The 26085-nt window shown below is 36.2% G+C and carries 26 protein-coding genes and 5 tRNA genes; 16 read left to right on the top strand and 15 right to left on the bottom strand.

Features of this window, described 5'->3' with window-relative positions; genetic code table 11:
* Nucleotides 1-5: 5 nt before the first annotated feature.
* The 5 genes from ftsI to QV06_RS07225 form a co-directional block, all read right to left on the bottom strand.
* Nucleotides 6-1772, bottom strand: a complete 1767-nt coding sequence (gene ftsI, locus QV06_RS07205) for a peptidoglycan glycosyltransferase FtsI (RefSeq protein WP_065237553.1) — start codon at nucleotides 1770-1772, stop codon at nucleotides 6-8.
* 21 nt (nucleotides 1773-1793) lie between these two features.
* Nucleotides 1794-2114 (bottom strand): cell division protein FtsL, encoded by a 321-nt coding sequence (ftsL, locus tag QV06_RS07210; RefSeq protein WP_065233582.1) that lies wholly within the window; start codon nucleotides 2112-2114, stop codon nucleotides 1794-1796.
* Nucleotides 2111-3076 (bottom strand): 16S rRNA (cytosine(1402)-N(4))-methyltransferase RsmH, encoded by a 966-nt coding sequence (gene rsmH / locus QV06_RS07215; protein ID WP_065237554.1) that lies wholly within the window; start codon nucleotides 3074-3076, stop codon nucleotides 2111-2113. Before rsmH ends, ftsL begins: the two co-directional genes overlap by 4 nt.
* Nucleotides 3077-3091: 15 nt before the next feature.
* Nucleotides 3092-3550, bottom strand: coding sequence for a division/cell wall cluster transcriptional repressor MraZ (gene mraZ / locus QV06_RS07220; RefSeq protein WP_065237555.1), 459 nt, complete (start codon nucleotides 3548-3550; stop codon nucleotides 3092-3094).
* 227 nt (nucleotides 3551-3777) lie between these two features.
* Nucleotides 3778-4692, bottom strand: coding sequence for a GntR family transcriptional regulator (locus QV06_RS07225; protein WP_065237556.1), 915 nt, complete (start codon nucleotides 4690-4692; stop codon nucleotides 3778-3780).
* Nucleotides 4693-4832: 140 nt separating this feature from the next.
* Here QV06_RS07225 and QV06_RS07230 point away from each other — a divergent pair, with 140 nt between their 5' ends.
* The 6 genes from QV06_RS07230 (at nucleotide 4833) to QV06_RS07255 (ending at nucleotide 11762) form a co-directional block, all read left to right on the top strand.
* Nucleotides 4833-5840 carry a zinc-binding alcohol dehydrogenase family protein gene (locus QV06_RS07230; protein WP_065237557.1) on the top strand — a complete coding sequence of 336 codons (1008 nt, stop codon included), beginning with the start codon at nucleotides 4833-4835 and terminating at the stop codon, nucleotides 5838-5840.
* A 131-nt stretch (nucleotides 5841-5971) separates the two neighbouring features.
* Nucleotides 5972-6955: a C4-dicarboxylate TRAP transporter substrate-binding protein gene (locus QV06_RS07235; RefSeq protein WP_065237558.1), complete on the top strand. Its 984-nt coding sequence runs from the start codon at nucleotides 5972-5974 to the stop codon at nucleotides 6953-6955.
* A gap of 62 nt (nucleotides 6956-7017) precedes the next feature.
* The gene (locus QV06_RS07240; RefSeq protein WP_065237559.1) at nucleotides 7018-7512 is read left to right on the top strand and encodes a TRAP transporter small permease; all 495 of its coding nucleotides are present in this window, start codon (nucleotides 7018-7020) and stop codon (nucleotides 7510-7512) included.
* Nucleotides 7509-8801 (top strand): TRAP transporter large permease, encoded by a 1293-nt coding sequence (locus QV06_RS07245; protein WP_065237560.1) that lies wholly within the window; start codon nucleotides 7509-7511, stop codon nucleotides 8799-8801. Before QV06_RS07240 ends, QV06_RS07245 begins: the two co-directional genes overlap by 4 nt.
* 13 nt (nucleotides 8802-8814) lie before the next feature.
* A complete protein-coding gene (locus QV06_RS07250) occupies nucleotides 8815-10266 on the top strand; it encodes a tagaturonate reductase (RefSeq protein WP_065237561.1) in 1452 nt (483 codons plus the stop codon).
* Nucleotides 10267-10274: 8 nt separating this feature from the next.
* Complete coding sequence (locus QV06_RS07255) at nucleotides 10275-11762, top strand: UxaA family hydrolase (RefSeq protein WP_065237562.1); 1488 nt, start codon at nucleotides 10275-10277, stop codon at nucleotides 11760-11762.
* 128 nt (nucleotides 11763-11890) lie between these two features.
* Here the strand turns inward: QV06_RS07255 and gyrB are convergent, their stop codons facing one another.
* Together gyrB and QV06_RS07265 are read right to left on the bottom strand one after the other, a co-directional pair.
* On the bottom strand, nucleotides 11891-14311 hold the full coding sequence (gene gyrB / locus QV06_RS07260; protein WP_065237563.1) for a DNA topoisomerase (ATP-hydrolyzing) subunit B: 2421 nt from the start codon (nucleotides 14309-14311) through the stop codon (nucleotides 11891-11893).
* A gap of 126 nt (nucleotides 14312-14437) precedes the next feature.
* On the bottom strand, nucleotides 14438-14929 hold the full coding sequence (locus tag QV06_RS07265) for a hypothetical protein (RefSeq protein WP_065237564.1): 492 nt from the start codon (nucleotides 14927-14929) through the stop codon (nucleotides 14438-14440).
* 127 nt (nucleotides 14930-15056) lie between these two features.
* Here QV06_RS07265 and yihI point away from each other — a divergent pair, with 127 nt between their 5' ends.
* The 5 genes from yihI to yggU are packed head-to-tail and all read left to right on the top strand — an operon-like array spanning nucleotide 15057 to nucleotide 18298.
* Nucleotides 15057-15611: a Der GTPase-activating protein YihI gene (gene yihI, locus QV06_RS07270; protein WP_065237578.1), complete on the top strand. Its 555-nt coding sequence runs from the start codon at nucleotides 15057-15059 to the stop codon at nucleotides 15609-15611.
* Nucleotides 15612-15613: 2 nt separating this feature from the next.
* Nucleotides 15614-16048 (top strand): DUF2489 domain-containing protein, encoded by a 435-nt coding sequence (locus QV06_RS07275; RefSeq protein ID WP_065237565.1) that lies wholly within the window; start codon nucleotides 15614-15616, stop codon nucleotides 16046-16048.
* A 22-nt stretch (nucleotides 16049-16070) separates the two neighbouring features.
* On the top strand, nucleotides 16071-17438 hold the full coding sequence (gene hemN / locus QV06_RS07280; RefSeq protein ID WP_065237566.1) for an oxygen-independent coproporphyrinogen III oxidase: 1368 nt from the start codon (nucleotides 16071-16073) through the stop codon (nucleotides 17436-17438).
* Nucleotides 17439-17453: 15 nt separating this feature from the next.
* Nucleotides 17454-18011 (top strand): YggT family protein, encoded by a 558-nt coding sequence (locus QV06_RS07285; RefSeq protein WP_065237567.1) that lies wholly within the window; start codon nucleotides 17454-17456, stop codon nucleotides 18009-18011.
* On the top strand, nucleotides 18011-18298 hold the full coding sequence (gene yggU / locus QV06_RS07290; RefSeq protein WP_065237568.1) for a DUF167 family protein YggU: 288 nt from the start codon (nucleotides 18011-18013) through the stop codon (nucleotides 18296-18298). Before QV06_RS07285 ends, yggU begins: the two co-directional genes overlap by 1 nt.
* Nucleotides 18299-18400: 102 nt before the next feature.
* Here yggU and slyD read toward each other — a convergent pair whose 3' ends face one another.
* From slyD to QV06_RS07330, 8 genes are all read right to left on the bottom strand, one after another.
* Nucleotides 18401-18979, bottom strand: coding sequence for a peptidylprolyl isomerase (gene slyD, locus QV06_RS07295; protein WP_065237569.1), 579 nt, complete (start codon nucleotides 18977-18979; stop codon nucleotides 18401-18403).
* 49 nt (nucleotides 18980-19028) lie between these two features.
* The gene (locus tag QV06_RS07300; protein WP_245174262.1) at nucleotides 19029-19772 is read right to left on the bottom strand and encodes an SIMPL domain-containing protein; all 744 of its coding nucleotides are present in this window, start codon (nucleotides 19770-19772) and stop codon (nucleotides 19029-19031) included.
* A gap of 10 nt (nucleotides 19773-19782) precedes the next feature.
* Complete coding sequence (locus QV06_RS07305; protein WP_065237570.1) at nucleotides 19783-20325, bottom strand: DUF1523 family protein; 543 nt, start codon at nucleotides 20323-20325, stop codon at nucleotides 19783-19785.
* 46 nt (nucleotides 20326-20371) lie between these two features.
* Nucleotides 20372-21157 carry a YchF/TatD family DNA exonuclease gene (locus tag QV06_RS07310; RefSeq protein ID WP_065233813.1) on the bottom strand — a complete coding sequence of 262 codons (786 nt, stop codon included), beginning with the start codon at nucleotides 21155-21157 and terminating at the stop codon, nucleotides 20372-20374.
* Nucleotides 21158-21161: 4 nt separating this feature from the next.
* Entirely contained in the window at nucleotides 21162-22160 is a 999-nt protein-coding gene (gene holB / locus QV06_RS07315) for a DNA polymerase III subunit delta' (RefSeq protein ID WP_065237571.1), read from the bottom strand.
* The gene (tmk, locus tag QV06_RS07320; RefSeq protein ID WP_209435885.1) at nucleotides 22139-22774 is read right to left on the bottom strand and encodes a dTMP kinase; all 636 of its coding nucleotides are present in this window, start codon (nucleotides 22772-22774) and stop codon (nucleotides 22139-22141) included. Before tmk ends, holB begins: the two co-directional genes overlap by 22 nt.
* Nucleotides 22771-23817: an endolytic transglycosylase MltG gene (gene mltG, locus QV06_RS07325; RefSeq protein WP_065237573.1), complete on the bottom strand. Its 1047-nt coding sequence runs from the start codon at nucleotides 23815-23817 to the stop codon at nucleotides 22771-22773. The genes tmk and mltG overlap by 4 nt, the downstream gene beginning before the upstream one ends.
* Nucleotides 23818-23946: 129 nt before the next feature.
* Complete coding sequence (locus QV06_RS07330; RefSeq protein ID WP_065237574.1) at nucleotides 23947-25062, bottom strand: methionine biosynthesis PLP-dependent protein; 1116 nt, start codon at nucleotides 25060-25062, stop codon at nucleotides 23947-23949.
* Between the two features lie 259 nt (nucleotides 25063-25321).
* Between QV06_RS07330 and QV06_RS07335 the strand changes: the two genes are divergently transcribed.
* The 5 genes from QV06_RS07335 to QV06_RS07355 all read left to right on the top strand — a co-directional run bounded on the left by QV06_RS07335 (nucleotide 25322) and on the right by QV06_RS07355 (nucleotide 25836).
* Nucleotides 25322-25397: transfer RNA gene (locus tag QV06_RS07335), tRNA-Gly, on the top strand.
* Between the two features lie 4 nt (nucleotides 25398-25401).
* Nucleotides 25402-25488: transfer RNA gene (locus QV06_RS07340), tRNA-Leu, on the top strand.
* A 22-nt stretch (nucleotides 25489-25510) separates the two neighbouring features.
* Nucleotides 25511-25586: transfer RNA gene (locus QV06_RS07345), tRNA-Gly, on the top strand.
* A gap of 4 nt (nucleotides 25587-25590) precedes the next feature.
* Nucleotides 25591-25677: transfer RNA gene (locus tag QV06_RS07350), tRNA-Leu, on the top strand.
* A gap of 85 nt (nucleotides 25678-25762) precedes the next feature.
* Nucleotides 25763-25836, top strand: a tRNA-Cys gene (locus tag QV06_RS07355).
* The last annotated feature ends 249 nt before the right edge of the window (nucleotides 25837-26085 follow it).

Below are 26085 nucleotides of genomic sequence, written 5' to 3' on the forward strand. Positions count from 1 at the left end.
TACCCTTAGTTATCTCTTAAGTTTTCATTTTTTAATGTGTCAATACGCACAATACGTTTCGCACTCTTTGTATCACCCTCAATACCATCTGGAGTAATATTTTTCGCGCGTAAAGTATGCCCCATAATTTTTGAGAATACCGGTGCAGAAATTGCCCCACCATAATATTTACCTGCTGTTGGGTTATTAATCAAAATAACTAACGCAAACTGTGGATCACTTGCAGGCGCAATTCCAGCGGTGTAAGCAATATATTTATCTACATATTGACCATTTTCTAATTTTTTCGCTGTACCAGTTTTAATTGCTACACGATATCCAGGAACAGCCGCAGCAATACCACCACCGCCTGGTTGTGCAACACTTTCCATCATATGCACTACTTCACGCGTAATTTTTTCTGGATAAATACGCTCACCAATCACTGGTGGATCAACTTTAGTGATTGAAAGCGGACGATAAACACCAAAACTACCTAATGCCACATAAGCTCGAGCTAATTGTAATGGTGTTACAGTTAAACCATAGCCATAAGCTACTGTTGCACGTTCAATATCCGCCCAACGCTTACGGTGTAATGGTAAGGTTCCAGATTGCTCACCGACTAAACCTAAATTAGTTGGCATTCCAAATCCAGCTTTATGATATGTATTCATCAATACCGAAATTGGCATTTGTAAAGATAAACGGCTCACCCCAACGTTACTAGATTTTTGCAAAATCCCAGTAATAGATAATTCATTACGTGGAGCAACATCGCGGATAGTATGCCCATTGACCACAAACGGTTTAGTATTAATCACCGTATCTGGTGAAATAATTTTTTGATTTAATGCAGTTAACACCACAAACGGTTTTACTGTTGAACCTGGTTCAAATGTATCGGTAATCGCACGATTACGGCGTAATTCAGCTTGTGAACCAAAAATATTATTCGGGTTATAAGACGGCGCTGTAGCCATTGCTAGAATTTCACCTGTACTGATTTTTACTAATACGGCTGTGCCTGATTCTGCTTTATTCTCGGCTACTGCTTTTTTAATTTCACGGAATACCATTGATTGTAAATGACGATCGATACTTAATGTCACATCATGGGCATCATATTTTTGAGTACTCGAAATGTTCTCAATAATATTTCCTGATTTATCCCGACGATAGGTTTTAGATCCTGATTTTCCAATTAACAAAGAATCAAAGCTTTTTTCAATCCCTTCAATCCCTTGTCCATCAATATTGGTATAACCTAGTAATTGTGCAGATTCTTCCACTGTTGGATAGAAACGGCGGTACTCTTTACGCATAGAAACGCCTGTAATTTTAAGATCGTGAATATATTTCGCCATTGTTGGAGAAATTTGGCGATCTAAATACACAAAGCGAGATTTAGGATTTTTATTAAGACGTCCGATAACTTCTGATAACGGTACATTTAACGTTTCAGCTAAGCGTTGCCAACGATCTTTTTCCATTAATGAATTTTTTTCAAAAATTTCTTTTGGATCGGCAATAATCGAATAATTCTCTACACTGACAGACAATAATTCACCATTGCGATCAAGAATATCACCACGAATATAAGGAATTTGTTCTGTACGAAGTGAACGTTTATTGCCTTCTGCAATATAAAAATCTGCATTAACTAACTGAACATATGCAGCTCTTGCGATAAGCGCAATTAGACCAGCCATAATTAATATAATCGTGACAATATAGCGTCCTTTAGAAAAACTGCTTGTTTGTTGTGATGATTTAATTTTTGCCCGTACCATTGTGTTACCTAGTTATCTGTTTTATTCAATAATTAATACTTCTTGTTCATCCTGTGTTGACTGCATTCCTAATTGACGGGCAATTCCTTCAATACGAGTACGATCACTCAATGCGCTATCTTCTAAACGCAAATTCAGTGCTTCACTTTGTAATGCCTGATATTCCGTCTGTAATTGATTTTTTTCATTAATCGCTAAACGTGTTAAATGCGTAATCCAAATTGTAGAAACTGCGGTAATTAATAAAGCAATTAATAAAAGCATAACAGTTTTATTCGCCTGAAAAATATCATCTACAATGATTCGCCATAACGGATAACGATCATAGGTTTTAAATATCATCTTAATCTCTCCGCCACACGTAATACTGCACTTCTTGAACGGCTATTTACGGCAAGCTCTGCTTCTGTTGGCATAATCGCTTTACCAATTAGTTTTAATTTTTGATTACGTTCGATCTGTGCTTCAGTTAACGGGAGTCCTTTTGGAATTTCGTCACCTTTACTCTGTTTTTTCATAAAACGTTTTACTAAACGATCTTCCAAAGAGTGAAAACTGATAATCGCTAATCTGCCTTCAGGAGCTAACACATCGATAGCTGAATTAAGAATCTTTTCTAATTCTTCTAACTCACTATTAATAAAAATACGAATAGCTTGAAAGCTACGAGTTGCTGGATGTTTATGTTTTTCTTTTATTGGCATAGATTGCGCAATCAGTTGCGCTAGTTGCAATGTGCGTGTTAATGGTTCTGTTTTATTTTGTAATGCCTGACGATTAAATTCGACAATATTATGTGCAATACGTTTGGCAAAACGCTCTTCACCAAAAGTTTTCAATACCCAAGCTAAATCATTTTCTGATACTTGTTGTAACCATTCTGCGGCGGAAATTCCTTTAGAACTATCCATTCTCATATCTAATGGACCATCTTGCATAAAGCTAAATCCACGTTCAGCATCATCTAACTGTGGTGAAGAAACGCCTAAATCAAGCAAAATACCATCAATTTTGCCAACTAAATTATGCGCTTCACAGATTGATTTAATTTCAGAAAAAGTATTGTGTTCAATTGAAAAACGAGAATCTTGAATTGTTTGTGCGGCAAGAATCGCCTCTGGATCACGATCAATAGCAATAAGACGACCTTGTTCACCTAACTCAGATAAAATTTTACGAGAATGTCCGCCTCGCCCAAAGGTACCATCAATATAGATACCATTAGGCTTTAAAGACAATCCTTCTACTGCTTCATTGAGTAAAACAGTAAAATGTGCAGGATCTGAATAGGTTACTTGTTCCATATGAATAAAACTCGCTTATAAAAACAAAGTTCTTAACTCATCAGACGTCGCCATCGTACCACTGCTACCAATTTGAATGTCTTCTGCAATTTGTTGTTGCCATTTTTCAGCTTGCCAAATTTCAAATTTATTTAGCTGGCCAACAAGCATAATTTCTTTTTCTAGGGCGGCATGTTGTCTTAATGCAGGACTTAACAAAATGCGACCCGTTTTATCCAATTCACATTCTGTTGCATAGCCCAACATAACACGTTGTAAACGTCGTCCAGTTTCATCAAAGTTTGGTAATTGCAGTAATTTTTGCTCGACGATTTCCCACTCTGATAAGGGATATAACAATAGGCAAGGTTGGCGAATATCGGCGGTACAAATAAGTTGTCCTTGTTCTTTCTCAAGAAGCTCGGTGCGATAACGAGTCGGAATCGCTAAACGACCCTTGGCATCCAGATTAATTAATGATGCACCTCGAAACATAACTCGCTACCTATAAATCAGTTGAAATGAAGAATTTATTACCACTATTTACCACAATTTACCACTTGTGGTTAGTCTATTCTCTGAAATAGAGGATTGCAAGTAATTCCTTGCTGTTTTTTATCAAAATAATGCTTATTTCACTTATCTTGTGATACAAAGCATAAAAAAAGCTATGAAAATAGAATTTCATAGCTTTTTTTATAAATTTGTTCCTCAATAGATGATTAGCTTTGCGTAACTATCTCAATGCTATTCATTAATGATTTTTTTGCTGTACTTAAATGATGTTTTAACTCAGTAATAGCACCAAGATCATCTTGGCTTACTATTTTTACTAATATCACCAGATGTTCTTCTACCGCCAATACATTTCTAGTCTTCAAATCTCGATTATCCCATTGATAATGAAAGTTAAAAATAATAGAAATAAGCTCAATGAAATCATTTATAAATGGATTATTAGCTGCTGATAGAATTAGAGAATGAAATTGATGATCTAATTTTGAAAAATCTGTAAATCTCTCAGAAATATTTTCTCTCAATGTACGATGTTCCTGTAATAGCATTTTCATTTTACTCCACCGTACATCTGAACTAGGTAAGTTCATAAAGCAATTCAATGCATGGCATTCCAACATTTCTCTTAATTCAAATAACTTATCCGCATAATGTGGTGTAAAGGCTACTAGTTGCCATTTTCCTCGCCCTAAATTTTTAATTAAGTTAAAACGAGAAAATTGAATTAGGTATTCTCTAACAGAAAAAATATCTACATTCGCATTTTTAGCCAACCACAATTCCGACACCTGATCGCCTGGCTTTATAACTTTAGATTGAATAGCTGCTTTAAAGTAGGTTTCTATCTTTTTAGTCGATTTAGGATCATTTCTTTTCGTTTTCAATTTTAAAAATTTATCTTCTTCTGTAGGAACTCGAATAACAATATAATTATCTCCTTGTTTCGCTAAAATTCCTTTCTCTAACAAAGACATGAATACATAACGTATTGTCGTACGGCTTACACTGTATAAAGATGCCAAAATAGTTTGTGATGGTAATGGTGATGATAAAACACCCTCTCTTAAAGCATCTATCATTTGATTACTTACTTCTTGCCTCAATTCAAAATCTCTACTCATCAAATTTTCTCTCAATTAATAAAAAAACATATAAAAAACATTAAAACATTTTCATATTCACATTACTACAACAACCCTAAGAATTTTTCCAAAATCTACAGAATAATGCTCCCACTATTTATTAAAAAGAGGATAACAAAATGAAAGCTTTAATTTGTAATAAACCGTTTGAATTCATTTATCAAGAATTAGATATTCCTACTCCAAAAGAAAACAATGTTCTACTAAAAATTGCAGCCGTAGGTATATGTGGTACTGATATACATGCGTTTGCCGGTAACCAACCTTTTTTTACTTACCCTCGTATCCTAGGGCATGAAGCAAGTGGCACAATTAAAGCTGTTGGCAATAAAGTAACTAATTGGAAGGTTGGACAAAGAGTCGCTCTTATTCCTTATGTTTCTTGTGGTGAATGTGATGCCTGCCGCAGTGGAAAAACAAATTGTTGTGAAAAAATTTCAGTGATTGGAGTCCATGAAGATGGCTGCTTCTGTGAATATTTATCCGTTCCTGAAAAAAATATTCTAGCTATCTCTGATAATGTTGATGATATTAGTGCAGCTCTTATCGAACCATTTGCAATTAGTGCTCATGCTGTACGCAGAGCAAACATCCAACCAAATGATGATGTTCTTATTGTGGGAGCTGGGCCAATTGGATTAAGTGCGGCGGCAATTGCAGCTGCAGATGGTGCACATGTTGTCATTGCAGATACAAGTGAGGCTCGTAGAGAACATATTAAAACACAACTCAAATTACCTTCCTTTGATCCTATTTCTGAAAAAGTTGAAGATTATTTTAATGGGAAACTTCCTCTTATTGTCATTGATGCAACAGGTAACCAAAAAGCCATGAATAACGCAGTAAATCTGATAAGACATGGAGGCAGAATTGTTTTTGTTGGTTTATTTAAAGGCGATTTTTCATTTTCTGATCCTGACTTTCATAAAAAAGAAACTACTTTATTAGGAAGCCGAAATGCAACTTATGAAGATTTTTCTAAAGTACAACAACTAATGGCCCAAAATAAATTATCTGCTGCCATGATGTTGACTCATACTTTTAATTTTGAAGGTCTAGCTGATATCTATGCTGAGCAAATTGTTAATAATAAATCTTTAATTAAGAGTGTTATTACTTTCAAATAAAAAACAGATAAAAAACAGGCAATATTGCGGCTTTAGTCATTTTCAACATTCCGTTATTTGCTAATTACTTGATTATATTACAGTGATTTATAACGTGATTTCTTCTACTACAACTTAGCGAGGTAAAAACTATGCGCTTACTCAAAAACTCTTTATTAACTCTATCGTTAGGATTATTAAGCTTCTCTATTAATAGCTTAGCTGCAACAGAAATTATGATTGCTTATGGAAATCAACCGGGAGAACCTATCGATAAAGCAATGCATTTTTGGGCTGATAAAGTTAAAGAAAAATCTAATGGTGACATTATTTTTAAATTATTCCCATCAAGTCAATTAGGAGGAGAAACCGAAGTATTAGAACAAGCTCGTTTTGGAGCCAATATTATTACAATTAGTGATTATGGCGCTTTAATGGATATTGTTCCAGATCTAGGTGTCATTAATGCTCCTTATCTTTCACAATCATTTGAAAAAAAATCAAAACTCCTTCATTCAGACTGGTTTAAAGGACTTAGTCAACAATTAGATAAGCAAAACATTCATATTGTTATTCCTGATGTTATTTATGGAACACGCCATTTATTAACCAAAAAACCAGTTATTAAACCTGATGACTTAAAAGGAATGAAAATTAGAGTACAACACTCTCGAGTTCCATTACAAACAATAAAAGCAATGGGTGGTGTTCCAACCCCAATGTCTTTAGCCGATGTTTATCCTGGATTATCTGAAGGTATTATTGACGGATTGGAAAACCCGCCTGCAGTTCTTTATGGAGGAAAGTTCTTTGAAGTTGCTAAAAATTTAGATTTAACTGCACATTCTACTCATATGTCACCTTTTGTTGCTGGTACAGCCTTCTGGGACAGCTTAACACCAGAGCAACAAAAAATTATCACTGATACAGGCAATGAGATGGTGGCATATGGTGCCTCTCAAGTTCAAATAGCAGAAAAAGAAGCTTTAGATAACTTAAAAAAAGCTGGTGTTCAAATTAATGAAGTCGATATAAAAGCCTTTTCTAATGCAGTAGGAAACACCATCCAGAATGCATTCCCTGAATGGTCACCTAATCTATATAAAAATATTCAAGCTCAGTTAGAGCAATACTAATCACTATCAAACGGTGAGTTATCTTACTCACCGTTTTTACAAAATTGGAGGGATTTATCATTATGAATTCACAATCTCAACAAAAAAAATTCTGGTTTAGCGATATTGATGAAATTCTCGCTTCCTTTTTCTTAGCGCTGATAGTGCTACTTTCTGGTTATGGTGTCATTATGCGCTATTTTCTTAACTCTCCAAGTGCTTGGGTTGAGGAAATTTGTGTAGTCTTTTTTATTTGGTTTACATTCCTCGCATCAAGTGCACTTTGTAAAAATAATGAGTTGATTCGTATTGACTTTTTATTAAGCAAATTACCTCACAAAATAGCAAACTTTATTGATGGCGTTATCCAGCCATGCATTATACTTTTTGCGCTTTTTTTTATGATTTATTTAGGTTTTAAACTATTACCAATGTCTAAAGTCCGTTTTACACCAACTTTACATGTTTCTTATTTAGCTATTTACGCCATTATCCCTATTAGCGCTTGTTTCATGGCTTATTACGAAATAAGAAAAATTTATTATTTCTTTAAAATTAACAGAGGGAATCAACTATGAGCGTTATCATTCCTATAGCTATTTTATTAATATTATTTGTTATCGGGATACCTGTAGCTTTCTGTATTTTTATCTCCACATTAAGTTATTTTTTAATGAGCAATCAACCAATGATTATGCTTATTCAACGTCTTGCTGGTGGACTTGAATCTGTAACTTTATTAGCAATTCCATTTTTTATTATGGCTGGTGTCTTTATGAATCACGCTGGTATTAGTGCTAGGTTATTAAAGTTTTGTGAAGTCCTCACAGGACATATGAATGGTGGTTTAGCTCAAGTTAATGTTGCTTTAAGTACCTTAATGGGTGGATTATCTGGTTCTAATATTGCTGATGCCGCAATGAATTCTAAATTATTAGTTCCTCAAATGGTTGCTCGTGGATATAGTGCTTCATTCTCCGCAGCGGTAACTGCTGCTGGTTCTTTAATTACACCAATTATTCCTCCTGGCATTGCTATGATTATTTATGGCTATGTTAATAATGTTTCTATTGGTCGATTATTTTTAGCTGGTGTAGTCCCTGGTACTTTACTCTGTATATTAATGATGATCTTAGTATCTATTATTTCTAAGAAACGTGGTTATCTACCAATCAGAGAAAAACGTGCTAGTTGCAAAGAAATTGCACTTTCAGCAAAAGATGCTGTTCTAGCCCTTCTATTACCAATCATTATTATTGGTGGTATCCGAATGGGAGTATTTACTCCAACCGAAGCTGGTGCTGTTGCAGTAATCTACGCAATTATTTTAGGAACCCTTATCTATAGAAATATGGATTTGAAACAATTATGGTTAGCAACAAGAGAGTCTGCTTTAGGTGCAGCCAATGTACTCCTTATCATTTGTATGGCAGTTGCTTTTTCTAAATTTCTTACTTGGGAAAGAGTACCTCAAGCCCTAGCACAATGGATGACAACAATTGTGGATAGCCCAATTACTTTCTTAATGCTAGTAAATATTGCTTTATTAGTTCTAGGTATGTTCTTAGAAGGCAATGCGATTATGATCGTACTTGCACCACTCCTTGCTCCAATAGCTCATTCATATGGCATTGATCCTATTCATTTTGGCATTGTATTTATCTTCAATGGTGCAATCGGAACAATTACCCCTCCACTAGGTACAGTAATGTTTACTACTTGCTCAATTACTGAAGTACCAATAGAAAAATTTATCAAAGATGTACTTCCATTTTGGGGATTACTCTTAATCAAACTATTACTACTTACTTACATTCCATCCATTTCAACTTGGTTACCAAACCTTGTTTATGGTGTAGCTAATTAATAAGGAATTTATCATGCAACAACTCAATCGTACCAATTTTTCAGGCAATCAATATCCAACTAAGATTATCCAATTTGGTGAAGGTAATTTTTTACGTGCGTTTATTGATTGGCAAATTGATCTTTTAAATGAAAAAACCGATTTTAATAGCGGTGTAACGATTATTCGTCCAATTAATACTAATTTTCCGCCGCTATTAAATACACAAGATGGACTTTATACCACAATTATTCGTGGTCTAAATGAACAGGGGGAAGCGGTTAAACAGGCTAGAATTATTCGTTCAGTAAATAATGAAATTAACCCTTATCTTAACTTTGACGATTATATTAATTTGGCACACAATCTTGAGATCAAACTTATTTTCTCAAATACCACTGAAGCAGGAATTAGCTATCATGCAGGAGATAAATTAACCGATCGTCCTGCTGTAAGTTATCCAGCAAAATTAACTCAATTACTCTATGAACGTTTCCTATTTACTAATGGCGATCAACAATATGGCTTTACTATTTTGCCATGTGAACTTATCGACTATAACGGTGAACAACTCAAAGAGTTAGTATTACGTTATGCTAATGAGTGGAAACTTCCAACCGAATTTATTTCTTGGTTAGAAACCGCAAATACTTTCTGTTCAACATTGGTAGATCGCATTGTAACTGGCTATCCGCGCAATGAAGTGGAACAACTCACCACTGAATTAGGCTATCAAGATACTTTCTTAGATACCGCAGAATATTTCTATCTCTTTGTTATTCAAGGACCAAAATCATTAGAAAAACTTTTCCATTTAGATCAATTAAAACTAAATATTTTAGTCGTTGATGATATTAAGCCTTATAAAGAACGTAAAGTTGCCATCTTAAATGGTGCACATACTGCATTGGTTCCTGTGGCTTACCTTGCTGGTATTGATTATGTCGGTGACGCAATGCAAGATTCTCAATTACGTCAATTTGTTGTTGATACACTTGCTGAAGAAATTATTCCGACACTTTCGTTGCCAAAAGATGAATTACAACATTTTGCAGATGCTGTTATCGGTCGCTTCCAAAATCCATTTATCCAGCATGCCTTACTCTCTATCGCATTGAATAGTATGACAAAATACCGTACTCGTATTTTGTCACAATTATTAACTTATCAACAAAAATATCAACGCTTACCAGCTCGTCTTACTTTTGCATTAGCCGCATTAATTGCCTTTTATCGTGGCAAACGTGCCGATCAAACTATTCCATTACAAGACGATCAAATTTGGTTAGATCATTTTGCTACTTGGTGGCAACAAGTTGAACAACAACAAATTTCCCTCACTCAACTTGTTAAAAATGTATTAAGTCAAGAAGAACATTGGCAACAAGATTTAACCCAAATTCCACAACTTGTTGATGAGGTTTCAGCAAAACTTGAGGCTATTTTGCAACAAGGTATGCGTAATGCATTAACCCAATATTGCTAGGTGTGATTATGAAGCAGTTTATTCAAATTCAAGCTCAAGACAACGTTGCTGTTGCTTTACAGAATTTGTCTGCTGGGCAAATCATTCTATTAGATAAAGAAAATATCACGTTAACCCAAGATATTCCTCGTGGACACAAATTTGCTATTCATAATATTCATGAAGGACAAAATGTGATTAAGTATGGTTATCCTATTGGTCATGCTACCCAATCCATTGCTGCGGGCGATTATGTGCATACGCACAATGTCAAAACTAATTTGAATGATATTAATGACTATGCCTACCAGCCAGAACAGTTACACATTGAGGTCCAACAAGCTGATCGAGATGTAAAAATCTATCGCCGTGCCAATGGTGATGTTGCTATCCGTAATGAACTTTGGATTATTCCAACGGTGGGTTGTGTAGTTGGGATCGCTAATCAAATTCGTCAGCGTTTCTTAGCTAAAAACCCAGCAACTGATATTGATGGTGTATTTACCTTTGCCCATAGTTATGGCTGTTCTCAATTAGGAGATGATCATCAGAATACGAAAGTCATTTTGCAAAATATGGTGAAACATCCCAATGCAGGCGCTGTATTAGTTATCGGGCTTGGTTGCGAAAATAATCAAGTGGATGTATTTAGAGAAACCTTAGGTGATTATGATCCACAACACGTTAAATTTATGATTTCTCAACATTATGAAGATGAGGTAGAAATCGGTTTAGAATTATTACAGCAGCTATATGAGCAAATGCGTCACGATCAACGTCAAGCTGGTAAATTAAGTGAACTTAAATTTGGCTTAGAGTGTGGCGGTTCAGATGGTTTATCTGGTATTACAGCTAACCCTTTATTAGGTAATTTTTCTGATTATGTTACTGCTTATGGTGGTACAACTGTTTTAACTGAAGTACCAGAAATGTTTGGTGCTGAGCGGATTTTGATGAGTCATTGTCGAGATCAAACCACTTTCCAAAAGACTGTTGATATGGTGAATGATTTCAAACAATACTTTATTTCACATCATCAACCAATTTATGAAAATCCATCTCCAGGCAATAAATCTGGCGGTATTACTACGTTAGAAGATAAATCGTTAGGTTGCACACAAAAAGCAGGACATAGCCAAGTCGTAGATGTTCTGAAATATGGTGAGCGTTTATCTCAACCTGGACTAAATCTTTTAACTGCCCCAGGGAATGATGCGGTGGCAACCAGTGCATTGGCTGCGGCTGGCTGTCATATGGTGTTATTTACCACAGGACGTGGTACTCCTTATGGTGGTTTTGTTCCTACTATGAAAATTGCAACAAATAGTGAATTAGCTCAACGGAAACGTAACTGGATCGATTTCAATGCCGGTCGTTTGGTAGAAGATGTAACAATGCCTCAACTACTGAATGATTTCATTGAGAAAGTTGTAGAAATCGTTAACGGTAAACCAACAAAAAATGAGCTAAATGAGTTCCGTGAATTAGCTATTTTCAAAAGTGGTGTCACTTTATAACGTAAAAATGAGTGTGCCTCCACACCACACACTCAATAACGTAATAATGCCCAAGGATGGGCATTATTTTTTTATTTATATACTACAAAAAACGCCCAAAATGGGCGTTTTTCACTAGGATCAAATCATTAAATATCTAAATTTGCGTGTAACGCATTGGTTTCAATAAAGTCACGTCGAGGTTCAACTTCATCTCCCATTAAGGTTGTAAAGAGCTGATCTGCTGCGACTGCATCTCGAATAGACACTTTCAACATACGGCGTGCTTCTGAATCCATAGTTGTTTCCCAAAGCTGTTCTGGATTCATTTCACCTAACCCTTTATAACGCTGTACTGATAAGCCACGGCGAGATTCTTTCACTAACCAATCTATCGCTTGCTCAAAGCTGGTGACATTTAGACGACGCTCACCACGTACTACATAAGCCCCATCTTCGATTAGATTACGTAATTGGTGACCTAATTTCAGGATTAAACTATATTCACTTCCTTCAACGAAATGGAAATCAAGTAAATAATCTGTATCGATCCCATGCGTGCGAACAGTAATCACTGGTTCATAAAGATGACGTTCTGCATTGTACTGCACTTTTGCCGCATAATGATTTCCATGCAACTCTTTCTTCGTTAGGGTATCAACTAAACTTTCTACCCATTGTTGTACAGACGCTTCTTGTTGCATGACTGCTTTATCTAAATCAGGGTGATAAACAAGAGCTTGTAAAATTGCTGCTGGATAACGGCGAGATACACGTTGAATCATCTTATTGACACGATTATATTCCGCAACAAGGTTTTCTAACGGTAATCCTTGCATCGCTGGTGCTGATGGATGCACAAATAATGCAGCACCATCTAATGCAATAGAAAGCTCATATTGCGTCATTGCATCATCATCTTTGATATATTGCTCTTGTTTTCCTTTTTTCACTTTATAAAGTGGCGGTTGTGCAATATAAACGTGTCCACGTTCGATTAACTCTGGCATTTGACGATAGAAGAACGTTAATAACAAAGTACGAATATGTGATCCATCAACATCCGCATCGGTCATAATAATGATACTGTGATAACGCAATTTATCTGGGTTATATTCATCTCGTCCAATACCACAACCTAATGCAGTGATTAATGCAGCTACCTCTTGTGATGAAAGCATTTTGTCGAAACGCGCTTTTTCCACATTTAGAATCTTACCTTTTAACGGTAAAATCGCTTGATTCTTACGGTTACGACCTTGTTTTGCCGAACCTCCTGCAGAATCTCCCTCCACAATATAGAGTTCAGAAAGTGCTGGATCGCGTTCTTGGCAATCTGCTAATTTACCTGGCAAACCACCTAAATCTAATGCACCTTTACGGCGCGTCATTTCTCTTGCTTTACGCGCTGCTTCTCTTGCTCTCGCTGCATCAATAATTTTACCTACAATGATTTTTGCATCGGCTGGATTTTCTAATAAATACTCTTGCAAACGCTCACCCATTGTAGATTCGACCACACCTTTTACTTCAGAAGACACTAATTTATCTTTAGTTTGTGATGAGAATTTTGGATCAGGAACTTTAACCGATACAATCGCAACTAATCCTTCACGCGCATCATCCCCTGCCATTGAGATTTTGGTCTTTTTATTGTATCCCTCTTTTTCCATATAATTATTAAGTGTTCTAGTCATTGCACCACGGAAGCCCGCTAAGTGTGTACCACCATCACGTTGAGGAATATTATTAGTAAAACAATAGAGATTTTCTTGGAAACCATCATTCCATTGCAGAGCAATTTCTACCCCAATACCATCTTTTTCGGTCATAAAATAGAATGGTTTTGGGTGAATTGGATTTTTGTTGCGGTTTAAATATTCAACAAACGCTTGAATTCCACCTTCATAATGGAAGTGATCTGATTTATCAGTACGTTTATCAAATAATTTAATTGAAACACCAGAATTTAAGAAAGAGAGTTCTCTCAAACGTTTAGCCAGAATTTCATACTGAAATTCCACATTACTAAAAATGGTTGGGCTTGGCCAGAAACGTACAGCTGTTCCTGTTTTATCACTTTCACCAATGACAGCTAATGGCGCTTCAGGAACACCTAAATGATAAAACTGCTCATGAACATGACCTTCACGGCGAATAGTTAATTGCAGCTTATCGGATAATGCATTAACAACTGAAACCCCAACACCATGTAAACCACCAGATACTTTATAGGAGTTATCATCAAATTTACCTCCAGCATGAAGGACGGTCATAATCACTTCTGCTGCTGATACGCCTTCTTCCTCATGAATCCCAACAGGAATACCACGCCCATCATCTTGTACTGAAACGGAATTATCTTCATGAATAGTGACAACAATATCCTTACAATATCCTGCAAGCGCTTCATCAATCGCATTATCCACCACTTCAAATACCATATGGTGTAATCCAGTACCATCATCGGTATCCCCGATATACATTCCCGGACGTTTACGTACGGCATCTAGCCCTTTTAAAACCTTGATACTTGATGAATCATAAGAACTTGACGTTTGATTTGACATATTTTTATTCTCTAGTTTTTACTCAAAAAATTAGGCGAAATTATAGCAGAAAAGGGGATTAAATCCTAGAAAATACCTTAGATTACCCCTTACCTTTTCGTAGTAAATTTCGCCATTTAATTGCATTTAAGGACGACATTGTTGAGCAAATTTTTCGCTTCCTTGCTCAATCCAAGTTTTATTTTTTGCTGAACGCTGTGCTTGTAAATCACGCAATGCGTCATAAATCCCTTGCTGTAAACTCGGTAGATCAATACCCTGCCAACAGTTCAAACGTTGAAAATTACTTTGCAAGTCTGCTGCAAAAATCATCCCGCTATAATAATCATAAATATAGGCATCAAACCCTTTACCTTGATCATAAAGCTGATGTTTTAACTCAGAGATCGGTTGTTTATATTTGCCTTTAAACCAATCCAATACACCATGTTCAAATGAATCAACATAAAATTTATCATTTACTCGCCCTTGGTAAGTTTGTTGCGTTGCTTCATAAGCTGGCGCATAAGATGTTTGCACAATCTGTTCTGGCGGTAATTCAATCACTGGTTTAGGCGGCGTTTTTCCCGCACAAGCACTCAACAACAATACAGAAATAATGAGCAAGACTTTTTTCATACTATGCTTTCCTTAACTTCAAATTAAACTAATATACCTAAAGCAGTAGATGCTAAATTTTACAATTCAATGTTATAATCGCAACCCATATCACCTTTTTATAACCATTTATTATTCATTTTTGATTATGAGTCGCCAAAAGAAAACTAGAAAAATTAGTGATTTAATGCCTACACGTAAGCAAGATAAAAAAGAGCCTAATGTAGCAAAAAAAGGCAAAAAGCCGACCCGCTATGAATTAGATAATAAAGCATGGGAAGAAAAACGTAAGAAAAAACATAAAGGCCGCCCATCAGGCAACCGTTATAGCCCAGCAACTGAAAAATATCAGGTTAATCAACAGGTTAATAAAGATCCTCGTGTTGGCAGTCGTAAAAAAATTCCATTAATTGTTGAAGAAGTTAATCGCCAAAATGTCACTGTATCTGATGAAATAAAACAACCTAAAAAAGTTATTTCACCAGAACAAGAGTTATTAGCGTTAGAAAATAATGTTGCATTAAATGAGTTACTCGATCAATTAGATGCCGGTGTAACTTTATCTAAACAAGATCAACAATTTGTTGATCAATGCCTAGCAAGAATTGAAGAGCTAATGGAAATCTTAGGTATTGAAGATGATGAAGATGACCAAGATCTCTACCAACAATTTGAAAAAATAGATATCAATCAATTTAAGTAATTATGAATAGTACGGTTTTATTATTTAGTATTGGTAGCCTAATTGTGCTTGCCATGCTTGGTTATTTAATTTCGCTATTACTAGCAATCAAAAAACAAAAACGAATGTTACAACAAGCATATCAACAACGCTTGGATCGTTTACAAGAAAGTATTGTGATTATTGCTAAAGCTATGTTGACTGATGAATGTAACCATTCTGAAGGGGTACTGCGTCTTAAACCATTACTTGAGGCTTATGGTAAAATTCAATTAAATGCGTTTCCTGCTATGTATCAGCTTTATCTCACGGTGAGAGAGATGCCGATTAAAGAGGAACGTCAAGCGTTAGCCAAGAAAGAAAGACGCCAATTAGATCGTACTCGAGAAAGTACGGAATCAAAATTAGAACAACAAATCAAATCGGAGTTACCTCAACTACTTGAGGGAATCAAATAATTAATTTAGTGGGAAATATATTATGTCCGAAATCTTGTGGGATCATGATCTGATTCGTAAATATAACCAATCAGGTCCTCGTTATACGTCTTATCCAACAGCATTAGAATTCAACGAAGTTTATAATAATGATGACTTTGTGATGGCGGCAAAACGTTATCCATCTCGTCCATTATCTTTATATGTACATATTCCGTTTTGTCATAAACTTTGTTACTTCTGTGCGTGTAATAAAGTGATTACTCGTCATCAACACAAAGCGGATATTTATCTCGATTACTTAGAAAGAGAGATTCGCACGCGTGCATCACTCTTTTCACAACGTACAGTCACTCAAATTCACTGGGGCGGTGGTACACCAACCTATCTTACAGAGGAACAATCTGCACGTTTAATGGCTATGCTACGTGAGAATTTCACCATCAGTGATGAAGCTGAAATTAGTATTGAAATGGATCCGCGTGAAATCGAACTTTCGATGTTAGAGCATTTGCGTAATATCGGTTTTAACCGCATTAGTATGGGAGTTCAAGACTTCAATAAAGAGGTACAAACCGCAATTAACCGTGAACAAGACGAAGATTTCATTTTTGCTTTAATGCAGCGTGCTAGAGAACTTGGTTTCCAATCAACAAACCTTGATTTGATTTATGGTTTACCACTACAAACCTTAGAGAGTTTTATGTTTACCTTGAAAAAAGTGGTAGAACTCAATCCAGATCGTTTAAGTGTATTTAACTATGCTCATCTACCGACTCGTTTTGCTGGGCAACGTAAAATTAAGGATGAACAGCTCCCTTCTCCTGAAACCAAACTGGCTATTCTGCAAAATACAATCGAGTTTTTACAAAAATCAGGATATCAATTTATTGGTATGGATCATTTTGCTAAACCTGATGATGAACTGGCTATTGCACAAGCAAACGGTGTACTACATCGTAATTTTCAAGGTTATACCACACAGCAAGAGTGTGACTTATTGGGGTTAGGAGTTTCTGCAATTAGTTTATTAGGTGATACTTATGCACAGAACCAAAAAGAGTTAAAAAGCTATTATGCTAACGTAGAAACTCGTGGTATCGCATTGCATAAAGGTTTGGTACTCACCAACGAAGATTGTTTACGCCGTGATGTCATTAAAGCGTTAATTTGTAACTTTAAATTGCCATTTGCAGCGATAGAACAGCAATATCAAATTGACTTTAAATCCCACTTTGCAGAAGATCTCGCATTATTGGCACCTCTGGTTGAAGACGGGTTATTACAAATTAATGATGACAATATTACCGTTTCTGCAAAAGGTCGTTTATTAATTCGTAATATTTGTTTATGTTTTGATACTTACTCTCGTCAGCAAGCAAAACGCCAACAATTCTCACGAATTATTTAATAGATAGGAGATTTAATGAACACATTGCAATTTCTTGTACAAACCATTATTGGTATTTATCTTTTCATCTTAGTGGCAAAGACGTGGCTACAATATTGTCGTGTTGATTATTACAATCCACTTTCACAAGCATTAGTTAAACTTACAACACCTGTATTAGCGCCACTACGCAAGTTAATTCCAATGAAATATAACATTGATTTTGCTGCTCTCTTGGTCGCTTTTGTGTTAGGTGTAATTAAATTACCAATTTTATATTGGTTGATGGCAGGCAAATTGTCATTAGATCTTTTCTACCTTTTATTATTAGGCGTTCTCTCTATTGCTAAAGCTTGGGGTGAAATGATTTTCTGGGCTATTTTCTTACGTGCCATTATGAGTTGGTTTAGCCGCGGCAATAATCCTTTAGATTATCTGTTATACCAAATTAGTGAACCTTTATTGGCCCCTATCCGCCGTATATTACCAAGTACAGGAATGTTAGATTTTTCAGTGATGGTGCTTAGTATCCTACTTATTTTATTGAATAACGTACTGCTCGATATATTCGGACAACTTTGGTTAATTGCGTAATGGCAATACAACAAACAGAACAAGGATTATTACTTAATATTTATTTGCAACCTAAAGCCAGCAAAGACCAAATTGTTGGCTTACATGGTGATGAACTTAAGGTTACCATCACAACTCCACCTATTGACGGACAAGCTAATGCTCATCTGATTAAATTTCTCAGCAAACAATTTCGTGTTGCTAAAAGCCAAATTGAGTTACGCAAAGGTGAATTAAATCGCCACAAACAACTCTTCATTGCTGCACCAACACAAATTCCTGAAGTGATTGCTCTGCTACTAAAATAAAATTGCCATATTGTGTTAGTTATTAAATTTTTTATATCAAACACTTATCACTACCTATAAAAAAGGGCGGATATCCGCCCTTTTTCTGTGGAAATTTTGCTATTAGTGATGATGGTGATGTCCACCACAACCGCAACCACCATGACCACCGCCACAGCAGCCTCCTTCTTCATCATCATCGTGGTGATGATCATGTCCACCACAACAACCTTCACCATGTTGATGTAAATGGCCATGCGCAATTTCTTCTGCTGTTGCTTCACGTACAGATACGACTTCTACTGTGAAAAGTAATGATTGGCCCGCTAACATATGGTTACCATCTACAACTACATCATTATCTGTTACTTCAGTAATCACAACTGGTAATGGACCATGATCAGTATCCGCAATAAAACGCATACCTTCTTTTAATTCATCAACACCAACAAAAACATCTTTTGGCACACGTTGCACTAAATTCTCGTTATAAACACCATAAGCTTCTTCTGGCGCTACCTTAACATCAAATTTTTCACCAACTTCTTTACCTTCTAAGGCATTTTCTAAACCAATCACCAAGTTATTATGACCTTGTAGATATTCTAGTGGTTGATTCGCTGGTGCTTCATCAACTAAAACGCCATCTTCTGTACGAACTTGATAAGCAATACCTACTACATGATTTTTTGCAACTTTCATTAATTTCTCCAATAATTGTAGGAATAAGAATAAAATTGTAACGGAATTTCTATTTTTCGGATAGTGAAATCACAACATCCACACTCATCATTAATCGGGTTTCCCCTGGTGTAAAACTTAAACCATCATTAGCAGCTTGTTCAGCTACCGCTGTTTTTGCTAAACGCATAGGCATCGCTCGAGTCGCCATATACCCTGAATTATTCAAATTAATATTGATAATATGATACCGCTCACGGTGCAATTCCGTTTTAATGACTTCTGCTTGCTGTTGTGCTAAAGCCAATAACGTTTTTACCATCTCTGCTTCTTGCTGTTTACGCATTTCCGTAGAAACAAAGAAATTTGTATTTTGCACGCTAAAATCATTAGGTAATTCAGAAATAAAGATAGCCACTTCAGCAAAATCACCGCTCTCTAATGTCAGACTTGCCTCTAATGTCCAACCAACCACCTTACCCTCATTACTATAATTTGCATAGCTATTGCGTTGATTTCCTACTACTTTCAAAGCAGGGTAATGCTTCGCTAGCTGAGGTATCAGATCATCAATACGTTGTTCAAGCGTTTGTCTTGCCTTTTTAGTCAATTTATTTGTCTGAATTTGAGTATTTAATACAACTTGAACCCTATCTTCTTTAACTACTAATTCTGTTGTGACTTGATAACTGACTTTACTTAAATTATCTAGCTGAGTTGATACACTATTATCGGCTTGAACTTGCCCAATAAAAAACATCCCAACTACAAAACAAATTCGCCCTAATAATCCTCTCTTGTTCATATTTTTCATTATGCCCTATTTACTCACTATCAAACCAACCACGAATAAATTGAATTGATAAGAATAATGTCAAAAGTAAGACAATATACAAAATATAACTGACGATTGGGTGTGATGCAGTATCTTCTGCGGTGACTTCTTTCAATGAAACCACATTACTAAATTCATCAAACATCGTAATCCGCCAACCATAATACTTTACTTGTACTAACGCTTTTTTACTGGCTAGCGCTTGTGCTTTGGCTTGAATATTTGCGGAATCAAATTTGAAATAAAATGGAAATCCCCAACGCGTATCTTCATTGCGATAAACCATCACTTTCTCTGTTTGTGGTTCTTGAGTATAAATGTAATAAACATCTCTGATTGGGCCATCAGCAGGATTTGACTTGGTAATTGGGCCATCTTTATCTACCCGTTTTACTTCAACACCAGTGATTTGTTTAATCGCATAGCTTGGAAAAGTGTAATTCACTCCTGCGGCTAAAATAAGATGTACAACTAATGCAACAGTAATGAAAAACCACATAAAAAAACGGCGTACTTTAGAGTGCTGTGCCATAGTTATTTCCCCTTTTATATCAATAACTGTTATTTATCCTAGCATATTATTGTGACAAATTAACGCCAAATAACTGACTAAAGTTGTTTGTTGTGATCTCTGCCAATGCTTCTGTGGAAACGCCTTTCAAAGTGGCTACATATTCACAAACTTCTCTTACATAAGCTGGCTGATTCTGTTTTCCACGATAAGGAACAGGTGCTAAATAAGGCGAATCCGTTTCCACTAAGAGCCGATCAAGAGGTACACGGCGAATCACTTCTCGAATATCTTCTGCATTTTTAAATGTAATAATCCCTGACACCGAAATATAAAATCCGAGATCTAAAGCTTGATCCGCAAACCATTGGTTTTCAGTAAAACAGTGAATTACGCCACCACAACGTTCTGCATGATGTTCTTTTAATAGACGAAGTGTATCTTCACCTGCGGATCGTGTATGAATAATCACGGGTTTATTAAATTGGTTAGCAATATCAATTTGTGCTGCAAAACAAGCTTGCTGTTCAAGTTTATTTTCTGCACTGTAATAATAATCTAAACCGATTTCTCCTACGGCAACTACATCTGGTAACGCAATAATCTCTTTTAATTTTTCCGCATCAAATACTTCATCGTCAATATCTAATGGATGTAGCCCACACGAAAATGAAATGTCACTGCGTTGCCCTAACATCTGCTGTAATTGATGAAAACGAGAAATTCCTACACCAATCGCAAGGCAATGTTTCACATCTCGCTGTTTCGCTTTTTCTAAAACATCATCAACATTTTTATGTAATTTTTCATAATCCAATGCATCTAAATGACAGTGTGAATCAACAATAAACATCTCTCTAACCTTCAAATACGTTTTCAATCATTTCTATTAATCCATTAGCAATAATTAACTCTTGATTAACACCATTAATCGATAACAAATCAACTCGCATTCGTCGAATTATTGATAATCCTTGATAAATTTTTAATGCCGATAATTGTTGGGCGAATGCTTCAACACCTTGGCGTAAATCATTACATTGCCAACCTGTATGAATTGCCAATGCGCCTTTTAAAGCATCCATTAAAAACGCTTCTAGCCAATTTAACTGAGGAATCGGATTATCCATTTGAAAATAAGGCAATAGCATTAATAAATTTCTATTACGATAAAACTTCCAAAATTGACGTAAAAACTCTAAACGTTTAGCAATTTCACCCTGCTCTAAGGTATTTTTTGCGGCAAATGGCCGTCCATAATTCATTGCTAACGCAATTTGTAAATCATCACTTGGTTTAAACCCTTGTGCTAACAGCCAGGCTACACCTTGATCTTGAGTTGGCAATGGTAATGGCCAAAGTTGGCATCGGCTATAAATTGTGGCAAGTAATTGATGTTCAATATCTGTTTGCAATAAAAAATAACAATCTGCTGTTGGTTCTTCTAATGTTTTTAACAGTGCATTTGCTGCGGCTTCTGTTAATTGTTCTACTCCTTGGATATACACCACTTTCGCACTCTGCTGCTGACTATGCCGAGAAAGTTTATCTGTGATTTCACGGATACTTTCAATACTGATCTTTTTTCCTTTTTCTGCCGCTAAAAAATAAAAATCAGGATGAGATTGGTGCTCAAATAATTGGCATTGACGACACTCACCACAAGCTCTTCCTTGCTGTTTATGTTCGCAAAACAGCCATTGAGCAACTGCCTGACAAAACTGCTCCGCACCATTATCATTCGCACTGCGAATCAATAACGCATGGTGCCCATGCCCATTTAAAAAAGCTTGGGTAATTTGTTGATAGACAGGCTCAAGCCAAACTAGCCCGTTTAATTGTGTCGTTGGAACCATGTATCAATAGCCTGATTAAGTTGTGCCGTTACCTCTTCGATTGCAAGATTCGCATTAATTGTCACACTATTGGGATCGTTAGCGACTAATTGCAAATAGCGTTGGCGTGTACGTTCAAAAAAATCAATTTGTTGTTGTTCAATGCGATCAAGTTCACCACGATTTCTCGCTCGAGATAAACCAATTTCAGGATCAATATCCAAATATAAGGTCAAATCCGGACGAAAGTCCCCTAAAACTGTCTGTTTGAGTGTTTTTAATAGTTGCGAATCAATTTGTCTTCCGCCACCTTGATAAGCTTGTGACGAAAGATCATGACGATCACCAATCACCCATTTTCCTTGCGCTAACGCTGGTTTAATCACATTTTCAACTAATTGTACACGGGCTGCATATAACATTAATAACTCAGCTTTATCAGTAATTATTTCATCGCCTTCCCCTTGTTTGATTAGCTGACGTAATTTTTCCGCTAATGGTGTACCGCCAGGTTCACGTGTAAAGACAAATTCGTTAATACCTAATTGTTGTAATTTTTCCACGACAACATTTTTTGCTGTAGTTTTTCCTGCACCCTCAAGCCCTTCAAGTACAATAAACTTGCCTTTCATTATTTATTTCCTTGTTGATTTTTCCAATTACGATACCAGCGCAAATAATCCTGTACGGCACGATTATGTTCATTCAAAGTACGACTAAATTTATGTCCGCCATTACCATCTGCGACAAAATAGAAATAATCTGTTTTTGCTGGATTTGCTGCTGCATCAAGAGAACTTTTATCCGGCATAGCTATCGGTGTTGGTGGCAAACCATCAATAATATAAGTGTTATATGCGGTTTCCGTATTAAGATCTTTTTTCGTAATATTGCCCTGATATTTTTCACCCATTCCATAAATCACAGTGGGATCAGTTTGTAATTTGATTCCTTTCTTCAAACGATTAACAAATACGGAAGCAATCTGTGGTCGTTCGCTTGCTACAGCACTCTCTTTTTCAATAATTGAAGCTAAGATTAATAATTCATATGCTGATTTTAATGGCAAAGTTTGATCACGTTGTTGCCACACCTGCTGTAAGGTCTTTTGCATCTTATCGGCAGCACGTTGTAATAACGCCAAATCAGTCGAATTTACCGTGTAATAGTAAGTGTCTGGATATAACCACCCTTCCATTTTGCCTGCGGTCTTATCCCCATTGGGTAGTTTTAATAATTGATAAATTTCAGCTTCACTTTTGTCAGCCAAGGTATGCTGTAAATGTGGAGCTTCTGCTAGTGCCTTACGCCACTGTGCAAAAGTGCTTCCTTCAGGCAAAGTAAGGGCAAATTGAGCCTCTTTGCCACTATGAATTAATATCAGTAATTGCTGTAAATTTTCGATCTTTGTTAAAGAAAATGTTCCAGCTTTTAAGGTATATTCAGGATGTAATTTGAATAAATAGGGTAAACCCCAAACCGACTCTTGCAATAATCCTTGCTGCACCAATTTTTCAGCAAATTGTTTACTGCTTGTCCCTTTTTCAATGGTCAATAATTGTTGTTCGGTATGAGAAATTGGTAAAGTCAATAATTGAGAAAGATGGTGGTAAACATAAGCACCAGCGCCGCCTAAGCCAATCAATAATAGCAAGAATAAAGAGAGTAATTTTTTCATCGATATTGAACTACTTTTTAAAAAGTGGCTAAGTTTACCATAAACTTAACCTATTCTAAAAATATGGTTATCCATAATATAACAGCGTGTCGGTAATTACTCCGACACGCTGTTACAACACACTAAAGACTATCTTTTTGCCACTTCAAGCGCTTGTAATACATCTGCTTTAATATCTTCGATATTTTCCAAACCGACAGAAAAACGCAATAAACGATTACATACACCACGGGCAATACGTTCTGCCTCAGGAATATCCATATGAGTTTGCGTAGCTGGATAGGTAATAAAACTTTCTGTTCCACCTAAACTTTCTGCAAAAGTAATCAATTTTAATGCTTTCAAGAACGGTACTACCCACTCTTCTTTCGCTAAACGGAAAGATAGCATCCCCCCTTTATTTGGATATAACACATCTGTTACTTCAGGTTGTTCCGCTAAGAATGCTGCAATTTGTTGAGCATTTTGTTGATGACGTTCCATACGTAAAGATAATGTCTTTAAGCCACGAATTGTTAAGTAGCAATCAAATGGTGCTAACACTGGACCTGCGCCATTTTGCATATAGTAAAGGCGATCACATAACTCCTGCCCTTTAGCAACAATCAATCCCGCCAATACATCATTATGACCTGCAATATATTTAGTCGCACTGTGAATGACAATATCAGCACCATGCTCAATTGGACGGAACAATACGGGTGTTAAGAAAGTATTATCTACAATTAATAACAAATTATGTGCTTTAGCCACTTTTGCTATTGCATCAACATCACACTCTTCCATCAATGGGTTAGAAGGCGTTTCAATAAAAATCGCTTTTGTATTTGGTGTAATTGCTTGTTCTATTGCAGCTATTGATGCCGTATTCACATAAACAGGTTTTACCCCATGATTATTTTTATAACAGAAGTCTAATAAACGGTATGTTCCACCATAAACATCACTTGAGATAATCCACTCATCTGGACTCGTAAATAAACTCATAATTAGTTGAATGGCTGCCATCCCAGATGAACAAGCAAAACCACGATCCCCACCTTCTAATTGAGCTATACCATTTTCGAGTACGTTTCTGGTTGGATTTTTAGTACGAATATAGTCAAAATTATCGGTAGCAATTCCTTTAATATCTGTATGACCAAAAGCAGTAGATAAATGAATTGGCGTTGCTACTGAACCTGTACTTGGATCAGAGCGATTACCCAGTTGAACTAAAAGAGTTTCTATTGATTGTTGTGTCATAAAAATTCCTATCCTTAACTTTATACAACAAAGGTCATCATTCTGGCACAAACTTCACTTCCAGAAAAGCAATTCACTCTAGTTCATAAATTTTCAGCACTTTACGCATAAAAAAACAACAAAACGCGACTATCTATGGGTAATAAGCTTTTTTTTTCATCAATCAAACAAAAAAGTAAGAATTATCGTTTGACAAAAAAAATCAATTCCGTAAAATGCGCCTCGTTGATTAACGATGCTGACAGCAACATTAATCTTAGCGGGAATAGCTCAGTTGGTAGAGCACGACCTTGCCAAGGTCGGGGTCGCGAGTTCGAGCCTCGTTTCCCGCTCCAAACTGCCCGGGTGGTGGAATCGGTAGACACAAGGGATTTAAAATCCCTCGCCTTTCGAGGCGTGCCAGTTCAAGTCTGGCTTCGGGCACCATTTTAAAACTAAAAAATATTTTGCGGGAATAGCTCAGTTGGTAGAGCACGACCTTGCCAAGGTCGGGGTCGCGAGTTCGAGCCTCGTTTCCCGCTCCAAACTGCCCGGGTGGTGGAATCGGTAGACACAAGGGATTTAAAATCCCTCGCCTTTCGAGGCGTGCCAGTTCAAGTCTGGCTTCGGGCACCATTCAATTAATATATTCAGCGGATTTTTAATAGTAACTTCGTTAAATTAGTTTTCCATTATTAAAATCCTTGATTATGCCTTATATGGCGTGTTAGCAAAGCGGTTATGCACTGGATTGCAAATCCATGTAGATCGGTTCGATTCCGGTACACGCCTCCATTATCTAATAATAAACCATTGATTTTAATATAAATATAATAATTTATTCTTAAATTACCTACTAAATCACCTACCAATTATTTTATACAAATAAGATAGGCATAATTACTCCTTAAAATCACTCGGATATTGTCGTCTTAGCACTTCGCTCTGATACGCTTCTTTGCAATGTTGTTTATCAAAGAACAACGCATTAATTAGCGCATAAAAAAAGACCCACCGCTTTTTTGGTGAGTCTTTTAGTTTTGC

Source organism: Gallibacterium genomosp. 3 (genome assembly GCF_001678475.1).
Taxonomy (GTDB): Bacteria; Pseudomonadota; Gammaproteobacteria; order Enterobacterales; family Pasteurellaceae; genus Gallibacterium; species Gallibacterium faecale.

Bases quoted from the DNA above. Each gene is read 5' to 3' on its own strand.
- ftsI (WP_065237553.1), bottom strand. From the start codon at position 1,772: ATGGTACGGGCAAAAATTAAATCATCACAACAAACAAGCAGTTTTTCT.
- ftsL (WP_065233582.1), bottom strand. From the start codon at position 2,114: ATGATATTTAAAACCTATGATCGTTATCCGTTATGGCGAATCATTGTA.
- rsmH (WP_065237554.1), bottom strand. From the start codon at position 3,076: ATGGAACAAGTAACCTATTCAGATCCTGCACATTTTACTGTTTTACTC.
- mraZ (WP_065237555.1), bottom strand. From the start codon at position 3,550: ATGTTTCGAGGTGCATCATTAATTAATCTGGATGCCAAGGGTCGTTTA.
- QV06_RS07225 (WP_065237556.1), bottom strand. From the start codon at position 4,692: ATGAGTAGAGATTTTGAATTGAGGCAAGAAGTAAGTAATCAAATGATA.
- QV06_RS07230 (WP_065237557.1), top strand. From the start codon at position 4,833: ATGAAAGCTTTAATTTGTAATAAACCGTTTGAATTCATTTATCAAGAA.
- QV06_RS07235 (WP_065237558.1), top strand. From the start codon at position 5,972: ATGCGCTTACTCAAAAACTCTTTATTAACTCTATCGTTAGGATTATTA.
- QV06_RS07240 (WP_065237559.1), top strand. From the start codon at position 7,018: ATGAATTCACAATCTCAACAAAAAAAATTCTGGTTTAGCGATATTGAT.
- QV06_RS07245 (WP_065237560.1), top strand. From the start codon at position 7,509: ATGAGCGTTATCATTCCTATAGCTATTTTATTAATATTATTTGTTATC.
- QV06_RS07250 (WP_065237561.1), top strand. From the start codon at position 8,815: ATGCAACAACTCAATCGTACCAATTTTTCAGGCAATCAATATCCAACT.
- QV06_RS07255 (WP_065237562.1), top strand. From the start codon at position 10,275: ATGAAGCAGTTTATTCAAATTCAAGCTCAAGACAACGTTGCTGTTGCT.
- gyrB (WP_065237563.1), bottom strand. From the start codon at position 14,311: ATGTCAAATCAAACGTCAAGTTCTTATGATTCATCAAGTATCAAGGTT.
- QV06_RS07265 (WP_065237564.1), bottom strand. From the start codon at position 14,929: ATGAAAAAAGTCTTGCTCATTATTTCTGTATTGTTGTTGAGTGCTTGT.
- yihI (WP_065237578.1), top strand. From the start codon at position 15,057: ATGAGTCGCCAAAAGAAAACTAGAAAAATTAGTGATTTAATGCCTACA.
- QV06_RS07275 (WP_065237565.1), top strand. From the start codon at position 15,614: ATGAATAGTACGGTTTTATTATTTAGTATTGGTAGCCTAATTGTGCTT.
- hemN (WP_065237566.1), top strand. From the start codon at position 16,071: ATGTCCGAAATCTTGTGGGATCATGATCTGATTCGTAAATATAACCAA.
- QV06_RS07285 (WP_065237567.1), top strand. From the start codon at position 17,454: ATGAACACATTGCAATTTCTTGTACAAACCATTATTGGTATTTATCTT.
- yggU (WP_065237568.1), top strand. From the start codon at position 18,011: ATGGCAATACAACAAACAGAACAAGGATTATTACTTAATATTTATTTG.
- slyD (WP_065237569.1), bottom strand. From the start codon at position 18,979: ATGAAAGTTGCAAAAAATCATGTAGTAGGTATTGCTTATCAAGTTCGT.
- QV06_RS07300 (WP_245174262.1), bottom strand. From the start codon at position 19,772: ATGAAAAATATGAACAAGAGAGGATTATTAGGGCGAATTTGTTTTGTA.
- QV06_RS07305 (WP_065237570.1), bottom strand. From the start codon at position 20,325: ATGGCACAGCACTCTAAAGTACGCCGTTTTTTTATGTGGTTTTTCATT.
- QV06_RS07310 (WP_065233813.1), bottom strand. From the start codon at position 21,157: ATGTTTATTGTTGATTCACACTGTCATTTAGATGCATTGGATTATGAA.
- holB (WP_065237571.1), bottom strand. From the start codon at position 22,160: ATGGTTCCAACGACACAATTAAACGGGCTAGTTTGGCTTGAGCCTGTC.
- mltG (WP_065237573.1), bottom strand. From the start codon at position 23,817: ATGAAAAAATTACTCTCTTTATTCTTGCTATTATTGATTGGCTTAGGC.
- QV06_RS07330 (WP_065237574.1), bottom strand. From the start codon at position 25,062: ATGACACAACAATCAATAGAAACTCTTTTAGTTCAACTGGGTAATCGC.